At 58.8% G+C, this 8,357-nt stretch carries 4 protein-coding genes and 2 pseudogenes; 3 read left to right on the top strand and 3 right to left on the bottom strand.

All coding sequences use genetic code 11. The features are described from left to right. Positions 1–502 precede the first annotated feature (502 nt). Positions 503–1,551 (bottom strand): annotated as a pseudogene (locus ACGYK7_RS18700) (IS110 family transposase). Between the two features lie 216 nt (positions 1,552–1,767). Between ACGYK7_RS18700 and ACGYK7_RS18695 the strand changes: the two are divergent. After that, positions 1,768–1,893, top strand: a pseudogene (locus ACGYK7_RS18695) (IS110 family transposase); the annotation flags it as partial. A 562-nt stretch (positions 1,894–2,455) separates the two neighbouring features. On the opposite strand, the gene ACGYK7_RS18690 reads toward ACGYK7_RS18695, so the two are convergent. Further along, entirely contained in the window at positions 2,456–3,733 is a 1,278-nt protein-coding gene (locus ACGYK7_RS18690) for a replication initiation protein (RefSeq protein WP_394403906.1), read from the bottom strand. A 569-nt stretch (positions 3,734–4,302) separates the two neighbouring features. Here ACGYK7_RS18690 and ACGYK7_RS18685 point away from each other — a divergent pair. Beyond that, the gene (locus ACGYK7_RS18685) at positions 4,303–5,673 is read left to right on the top strand and encodes an AAA family ATPase (RefSeq protein WP_394403905.1); all 1,371 of its coding nucleotides are present in this window, start codon (positions 4,303–4,305) and stop codon (positions 5,671–5,673) included. Next, the gene (locus ACGYK7_RS18680; protein ID WP_394403904.1) at positions 5,670–6,758 is read left to right on the top strand and encodes a ParB/RepB/Spo0J family partition protein; all 1,089 of its coding nucleotides are present in this window, start codon (positions 5,670–5,672) and stop codon (positions 6,756–6,758) included. Before ACGYK7_RS18685 ends, ACGYK7_RS18680 begins: the two co-directional genes overlap by 4 nt. 308 nt (positions 6,759–7,066) lie before the next feature. Here ACGYK7_RS18680 and ACGYK7_RS18675 read toward each other — a convergent pair whose 3' ends face one another. Beyond that, complete coding sequence (locus tag ACGYK7_RS18675; protein WP_394403903.1) at positions 7,067–8,164, bottom strand: tyrosine-type recombinase/integrase; 1,098 nt, start codon at positions 8,162–8,164, stop codon at positions 7,067–7,069. Positions 8,165–8,357: the final 193 nt, after the last annotated feature.

Here is an 8,357-nt window from a genome sequence, read left to right as displayed (position 1 = left end):
ATACGTCGCCTCGTCGGCGCCATCCTCATGGAGCAGACCGAAGAATGGACTGTGCAGCGTGCGCGATACATGACGCTTCCGTCATGGGGCTTTAGTGGTCAAGCCGGAATCGGCGCAAAAATTCCGCTGCGGTTCACCAGTATGGCTGCAGCATATGAGACGCGGGGGCGCGGAGACCGTGAATCTCGGAGCGCAGCCCGCGTCGCACGCCCCGTAAGGTCGTCCATATTGCTCTATACTCCTTCGGCAGCAACGAAACTTGCAATCTCAGCCCTCACACCGGTGTCATGCTTCCGTCCGTGGTTGGCACGCAGGGCCACCTACATGATGTCGGTGAGATCGGTTCCTGGATGCCTATCTGGAAAACGCGCTCGAACGGATTGCTCGGCGACGGCGTCATATCCGGCTTTGCCAGGAACCGCGTCCCGGTGGGGACCTCGTCTTGGCAGGCTGAATCCTGCCAGGAGCTGTTGTACCTCCTCTTACCGATCGTGTCGCAAGGTCAGGCGGTAGCCGCTGTACCTGGGGCTTCGTTTGAACACCGCTTCATGCGGAACTCCGTGCCATCCAGCCACATGCGGTGCAGCACAACTCCGATGCGTCTTGCGACCGCCACGGTGGCGCGTTTCTGCCCCCGGCGCTTGGCGACCTGTAATCCCCACGCCTTGAGCCAGCACGGTTTTGCTCGGTGCATCAGTACGGTTGCCGCGTTGAACAACGCTGTTCGCAATGATGCATCACCCGCTTTTGTGATCCGACCAGAAACGTCTCGTTCGCCAGACTGCTCTCTCCGCGGCGTCAGACCGGCCCATGGCCCGATATCGCGCGACGAGTGGAACCGCGTTGGATCATCAATCGCCGACCGGACCGTTAGGGCGACTACGGCGCCGACCCCAGGCATGGTCATCATTAGTCTACAGGCATCGTCATGACGTGTGAGTGCGAAGACCCGACGCTCGAGGGCAGAAAGTTCACTACGCAGTACTGCTCGGGCCCTCAGGATTGCTGCCGATGCAGTCTCCAACGCAGAGTTCCCTGTTACCATTTCGCGGATCCGTGCCTCGTAGCGGATTTTGCTGACAGGCCCGAGCTTCAGCCCGAAGTTGCGCAACACTCCCCGGAGCGACTGCTCGATATCCAGCAACGCTTTCTGAACCGCCTTGCGAGTGCTAAGAAGAGCGCGCATCTCTTGCGCCGAAACCGATTTGCAATGTACCGGCCTGAACCAGCCCATACGCAGCAGCCGCGCGATACCCTCGGCATCGCGTCGGTCGGTCTTGATGGGCATCGCTTTTAAGACCGCCTTTACTTGGCGCGTCTCCATCAGAATGAGCTCGAATCCTGCCTCTTGCAAGCCACGGTGGAGCCATTGTGACAGTGGTCCGGCCTCGAGGCCGATCGCTTCTATGGGCCATGGCAGATCACTTAAGAACGAGATGTAAGCTTCAGGGTCGCTTACGATCTGCGCTTGCTTCAGGTTTGCCCACGCTCGTCGAGTACGCAGACTGCTGAACTCGCAAGCGAAACGTCGATACCAACGAAAATCTTCATGTCATCCTCCACTGAGATGTGAAAGCGCCAGAGTATCAGAACCTGGCCGCCCCATGAGGACATCTGGAAACCTTGGCACCGGTCTGCGATGATCCCATCATCAGCCTGCCTGCAACTCAGACGGACTGATCAGCTCGGCCGTCGAAAGCGCCCGGCCAGCCGCGAGTTACACCACGCTATGGGGCATGATCTCCGACACCAATGACAGACTGGGTCAATAATTTGCTGGAGAAAAAGCCATTCCGGCTTGTCTCGGTGGCTCTTGCCAACAAACTCGCGCGCGTCGCATGGGCGATACTCACACGAGGAGAAACCTATAGACCTTATGGGCTCGCCGCATAAACGCGCGACCCGATCCGAATTGGCAAAGGCAGTCAATGATGCGTAACGATCGAGCCAACGGAGAGCCAAACCCGTCTGATTCACCGCGCCCCACAAGCGCGCTAGATTGATTAGGGACCTCTTCAGCGGATTTCCATCAGGGCCAGCGGCGCTTTCGAAGCCGCATAAACAGGCCGGACATATGAAAGCAACCGATTACCCGCATCTCGACAAAATCAGCCCTTGCCAAAGGCGGCGTCCACATATGAATCAGACAAATCCTTCCCTGTGAATCCCCATTCGATCCACATCAAAAGCAAACCGCTTTAGGATTGCCTTTAAGCGAATTGGCCTGAGCCATGGTCGCTTTCAGAGCCGACTCCATGTCACACTGGCCCTGCCAAGGCTACTCAGCCGAGTGCCGCACCGTCCGGTATGTTGGCCGGTGCACTCACTTCGTCTTCCTATTCAGATGCAATGCCCCCTCCCCCGCTCCAGCCCTCGAATTCGCCAAACAAAGATGCCGTGGAGCGCTCTCTCGAGATGCCGCATTTCTGCTGCTTCGTCGCGTGCGCGAGACGCATCAATCTGATTGTTCTGGCAAACCTTCCGGAATCAGGTCGGACCAGAACTCGCGCACCTTCGTAAAGACCGCCCGCGCCTGCCATCCGTAGCGGCGGAACTGGCCGCGCTCGAAGTCGTCCTCCAGCAGGCGCTCGAATCGATCCCGCACCGCTTTTCGGCTGGCCGGAGACCGCTTCTCAAGATTGGCGTCGATCACCTCGAGACAGGCCTGCCGCCAGGCGGCAAAGCGCTCCTTCTCGGCGCTGCGCTCGACTTCGGCCATATCTTCCTTACTCGGCGACGTGAGCGCCGAAACGGATTTCACCGGAGCCGGAGCCGCCTGTTTGAAGTCGCCCTTGATCGCAGCCGCAAGATAGCCTGTCGGGGTCTTGCGCACCCTGCCCTTCCGTCGCTCTGACTCGACAAAATCAAGTTTCTCGACCACATAGTCCTCGCCATGCTCGGAGATCCAGCGCTGCGCCAGCCGCTCTGCGATACCGTTCTGGACAAGCCGTCGAAAGGCGTCCGACTTGCGAACCGCATCGTCGTCACCGAGATCGAAAAGCGTTTCTTGGCCATTGCGCGAAATGAGGAACCGGATATATTTTGCCCGGCGGTTCTCACGGCGCACCTCGGCCACCAGCGAGATATCGGAGACGGCGTTCACTTCCTTGACCGACGGCTTGATGATCTTGGCGTTAAGCTTCGAGTAATCGTCGTAATACGCCATGTCATGCACCCCCATAAGGCGGCGAAAGACGTCGAGTTCCCACCAGCCGGTGCTCCCCGTCCGTATGAAGCGGAAACAGTTCTCGTAGAGTGCGAGCGCATGGCCAGAAGTAAAGTTACGCTGAATACGCATGTTTATCATCGAAAAGACGGACGGATCATAGAGCTTGGTCGCGAGCGGCGCGGAATAGGCGTACTCGCAGACACCGCCCGTCAACTTCGCATAGGAGATCAGGGAGGAAATGCCCCATTCCTCCTCGCCATTGTCGCCCAGCATGTTCCATTCCGCCGTGGTCTCGGCCAGCGCCCGAAGCGCAGCTTTGAGCGTGTCACGATCGCGTGACGTATAACCCGAAAGCGCGCAGAGCGTTTCAGCGTCTATCCGGTGCGAGCTTTTGGTCAACAGATCATCATAGGCATGCAATAGTAGGCAATTGCTGAGCTTGCGCTGCAACAAGGTAAGCTTGCCGCCGACGTGAATCGCGGCCACGTGCTTGCGAAGGCTTTCCCGCTCGGTGACGGTGCGGAATTGGGTCACTACTCGACTCGCGTTCTTGGTTTTTGTCATTCGACCGGAAAACCGACCCGACTGTCAATCACCACGGGTCGATTTTGTTCTGCCGGCTTTGCGCGGCAGTTGGTATAAAGCCCCCAGAACGGGTCGGTTTCCCAAGATTTACTTCACGTAAATGGGTATTTTTTGGAGACAGGTCGCCGCTCAGTCAGGAGAAATCTCCCTACGAGGAGCGATTTTTAAAGCTTTTCGACTCTAAATTCGACACGACCCGTCGAAAAAAACCCTGCACGAAGGCGGGTCGGCTTCAGCACGGAAATGGGTCGGTTTGGGCCTGTGTCCGGGTCGGACCCGCCCTGAAAACGGGTCGATCCTATACCGGGTATGGGAAGGCAGGCGGCGACAAGTGCTTGAAAAGCAAGATGAGTCCCGACAAGAAAGAATCTTAAAGACTCCTAAAGGAATCAAAGATTTTGCCGTCGGCTTTCTTTGGATTTTTTATCTTCGAAGCCTGTCTCGCGTGCGTGACACCCGCGAATCCATAGCTTATGGTAGCCGTAAACTCTGGTGTTCGCGAAAATACGCGTAAGCAGGGAAAGCAGGAACATTCGAGGCATTAATTAATGAGCACCCCACCCCCTTCTATCTCACTGCAGCCCATCGATCCAAGCGATGCCCTAAACGATGTGCCAACCCGAGTCACAACGGAACGGTTCACGGTAGCCGCCGAGATCTGCATGCGGGCCAGGGACGACCTCGCCAGGCGCGGCTACAAACCCGATGGGGAGAAGAATCTCCGACGCTTCGGCATCTGGGAAATTACCACATTCATGCTGCCAGTGTCCGCGCAGCATCTGCGGCGAGTTCTCAAGGCTAATCCGGAGCTTCCACAGGGGGAGACCGAGAAAGCCGGTGGCGCAAAGACCTTCACTCTGGACGAGGTCAACCAAATCCGGGCCTTCTTGGAGTCCGAGGGCCAACAAGGCAAGGGTTACCGCCCCTACCGGCCTAAGGGCCGGCCTGCCAAGGTAGTCTCGGTCTGCAACTTTAAGGGCGGGGTCGCCAAGACAACCACCGGCGCACATTTGGCGATGGCCTCGGCGCTGGATGGCTACCGCGTGCTTGTCATCGACCTCGACAGTCAGGCCTCGATGAGCACGATGTTCGGGTCGATGGCCGAGGACGAAGGTCAGACCGCCTACTCCATCCTCGCCTGGCACCGCGCCCGTCACGCGGCCATGACGTTGGGCATCGACGACCTGACTTCCAAAGAACTCGATGAGGAAATCCGCGATGCCGCCGCGGTGACGGCGGATGACGTCATCTTCGGAACGCACTGGCCGACGATCGACATCCTTCCGGCGCAACTCAATCTCTACTGGGCAGAGTTCCAGGTGCCGGTCTGGATGCAAAGCCATCGAAGCTGGCAGTTCTGGGATGCTCTGCGTGCCTTCCTAGAGGCGCAGAGCCTACTGTCGGATTACGACATTATCATCATCGACACCCCGCCGGCGCTTGGCTACCTGACGATCAATGCGCTTTCCGCCGCGGATATCCTGCTGATCCCGGTCGGGGCGAGCTTCATCGAGTTTGACTCCACCGGCCGCTTTTTCGACATGCTCTACACCACCTTCGTCAGCATCGAGGACAGCATGGCGCGTCTTCACGAAGATGCGCCGAAGTTTTCTTGGGATGCGGTGCAGGTCCTGTTGACGCGCTACGACGACGTGCAGCAATCGGAGCTGGCCAATGTCATCCAGGTCTACCTCGACGATTTTGTCGCCAACTACCGGCAGGAGTTTACCGCCCTTGTCGGGCAGGCCGGCGAACGGGTATCCGGGATTTACGAGGCCAGCCATACAGACTTCAACCGCGACACCTATCGTCGCGGCCGCGAGACATTCGACCGGTGTTATCACGAATTCAAAAGACTACTGATCGGGTGCTGGGAACGCGACCGCATCGAGGCAGAGCGCAAGGAGGCAGCAGAGTGACACGCAAGAGACTGGGCGCCATCGACAAGGACGCGGTTTCAACGCTCCGCTCCGTCGCTGAAAAAACCGCGTCCGAGCGGCGGAGCGGCAGTGCCAGCAAGGCGCCGCCGATTGCGCAGGTGGCGGGCGGCGCTGCGCGCTCGCTCGAAGATGAGATCCTGCGGCTGCGCAAGGACCGCGACACACTTAAGGGTGATGCCGATGCCTGGCGCACGGCGCATTCGGCCGGGCTTGTAATCGTCCAGATCGAGCTCGACCGGATCGACGATCATGCCTACGCACGTGACCGTCGGCATCTCGATCGCGACGGCGAGGCCTGGCAGGAGTTGATGGACAGCCTGCGCGCCCGCGGGCAGCAGACACCAATCGAGGTCACGGTGTCGGACCTGGACCCTGAGACCTATCGCCTGGTAAGCGGATTTCGGCGACTGAGTGCCTTGCGCGAGTTGCGGGCAGAGACCGGCGAAGACCGCTTTGCCACCGTCAAGGCGCTGGTCTCCGAGCGGCCCGATACGGTGGATGCCATGGTGGCCATGGTCGAGGAAAACGAAATCCGCAAGGATGTAAGCTTCTATGAACGTGGGCGGATCTGCTGTCTCGCGGTCGAACATGGCGTGGTGGAAACCGTCGACGATGCCATTCAGACGCTATTCGCCAATTCCAGCCGCAACCGGCGGTACAAGATCCGCAACTTCACGCTCATTCATCAACACCTCGCTCCCTATCTCGACTATCCGGAAGCCATTGGTGAACGGTTGGGGGCGCGGCTGGCTCAGGCACTTAAAGAGGGCAGGGGCGATGAGCTGACTGCGGTACTGGTCGACCGGGGCGAGAAATTCGCTGATGCATCTGAAGAGACAGAGCTTCTGGACACATTTGTTGAACGCAAAGGCGTGTTTTCGGGGAATCGGCAGTTGCAAAAACCAGAAACGCTGACGGTCGATTGGCAGGGGAAGAGAGGTCTCCTATTGAAAGCCAAAGCCCGCGGAGGGCGGGTCACTCTGGAGCTATCTGGGCTTGAGATCAGGGATGAAGCGGCGCTTGAAAAGCTTCTCATCCGGATTGGTGCCGCGGCGGAGACATAGGCAAAGTCTGGCGTCTCGCGCGCGAGACGCCGTTTCGGCAGCCATTCGCCAAGTGGTTGGTCGTCGTGAATCTGCAGTTTTCTTGCGCGCACAGGTATCGCGCGAAGTGAACGCTGGGTCGAGTATCTGAACCGATCCTGGAGCTTCGGCCTAAAAAACGCATAAGACTGATTGCGATCTGAATGGGCAGGCCGCCTAGCATATGGTCCAGAACGTAGGCCCGAGGCGATATGCCAGACCTGGCTAACGTTTCGGCGTACTTAGCCAAGTAACGTCGAGAAGCGCGGCAGCAACGATCGCAGACGCTGCTACAGCCCGGCAGCCTTGGTCAGGTTCACCCGAAAACGGTCGCGGCGACGTTGGTAGCGGCGGGTCATTTCGGCCGAGGCGTGTCCGAGCTGCTTCTGGACGTAGCGTTCGTCGACTTCTGCCGAACTGGCAAGGCCGGCACGCAGCGAGTGGCCAGAGAACAGCGCTAGACGTTCCTTTTCGGGCAGCTCGGCTCGGATGCCCGCGTCCAGGACCGTGCGCTTAATCAGGCGGGCCACATGCTTGTCGTTGAGCCGTTCATCGAGGGCGCGTTTGCCATCGCGCGAGGTTCCGACAAAGACCGGACCGAAGTCGATCTTCGCGAAGTGCAGCCACTGCTCCAGCGCGTGCACGGGGCAGGTTTGATCCTTGGAGCCGCGGCCGATCTCGACTTCGCGCCAACCGGTTTTGGCGTTGAGGGTCAGGAGGGCGCCTTTCTCCAGGCTCTCGATCCAGCCGCCGGAATCCGGCGTATCGTCTTTGTGCACGTCCAGGCTGACGATTTCCGAGCGGCGCAAGCCTCCGGAATATCCAAGCAGCAGGATCGCCCGATCCCTCAACCCGCGCAGATCATAGGGCAGGGTAGCCACCATTGCGAGGATATCCTCGGCCATGACCGCCGCCTTCTGCGCCGGTGGACGCGCATGCTTGCGTTTGATCCCGGCCAGCACCGTCGCGATGTGGCGGTTCCTACGATCGAGAGAAAATCCGCGCTGCGCGTAGTTCCAGGCGAGACCCGACAGGCGGCGGTCGATGGTGCTGACCGACAACGTAGGAGCGCCGCTTGCCGGAGCCGCCAGGTCGGTCAGGTAGAGGCCGATCATCTCGGGCGAGAGGGGTAGGGGGTCGGTGCCCCTCATCCGGCACCAGCGCGCGAAGTGCTTCCAGTCGGCGGCGTATGCCTTGTTGGTATTCTCGGCCGTAGAGGCCTTGGGATAGTCGCGAGCCGTATCAACCAGCCGATCGAGGGTTCCGGAGCCGGCGACATGGGAGGGCAGGGCGATGCTAACGCTTGATTCTTGATCTCTTTCGTCAAGAGGCTCATCGTTCTTCCCATCAGGGAAGGCTGGTGTTGATTTTTCGATCTCTGATGGCATTTATCGGTCTGCCGGAGTTTCTGATACTGTTTTCTATTTTTTTCAATAGCTTGCCTGTGTCGCATTTCTGAAATCAATTCAGGGTATGTGAGACTGGACGCCGATTTGAGTCACCATGTCGGTCTGCCGGAATTCTTGAGACTGCGGTCCATTTGTTTTCAATGCTTTGCCGGTTTTTCATTTCGAGATTGAG

The sequence above is a fragment of the Sulfitobacter sp. 1A15299 genome (assembly GCF_043556915.1).
Taxonomy (GTDB): domain Bacteria; phylum Pseudomonadota; class Alphaproteobacteria; order Rhodobacterales; family Rhodobacteraceae; genus Sulfitobacter.
Note: the sequence above shows the minus strand (reverse complement) of the source record. Positions and strands in the feature narration are given on the sequence as shown.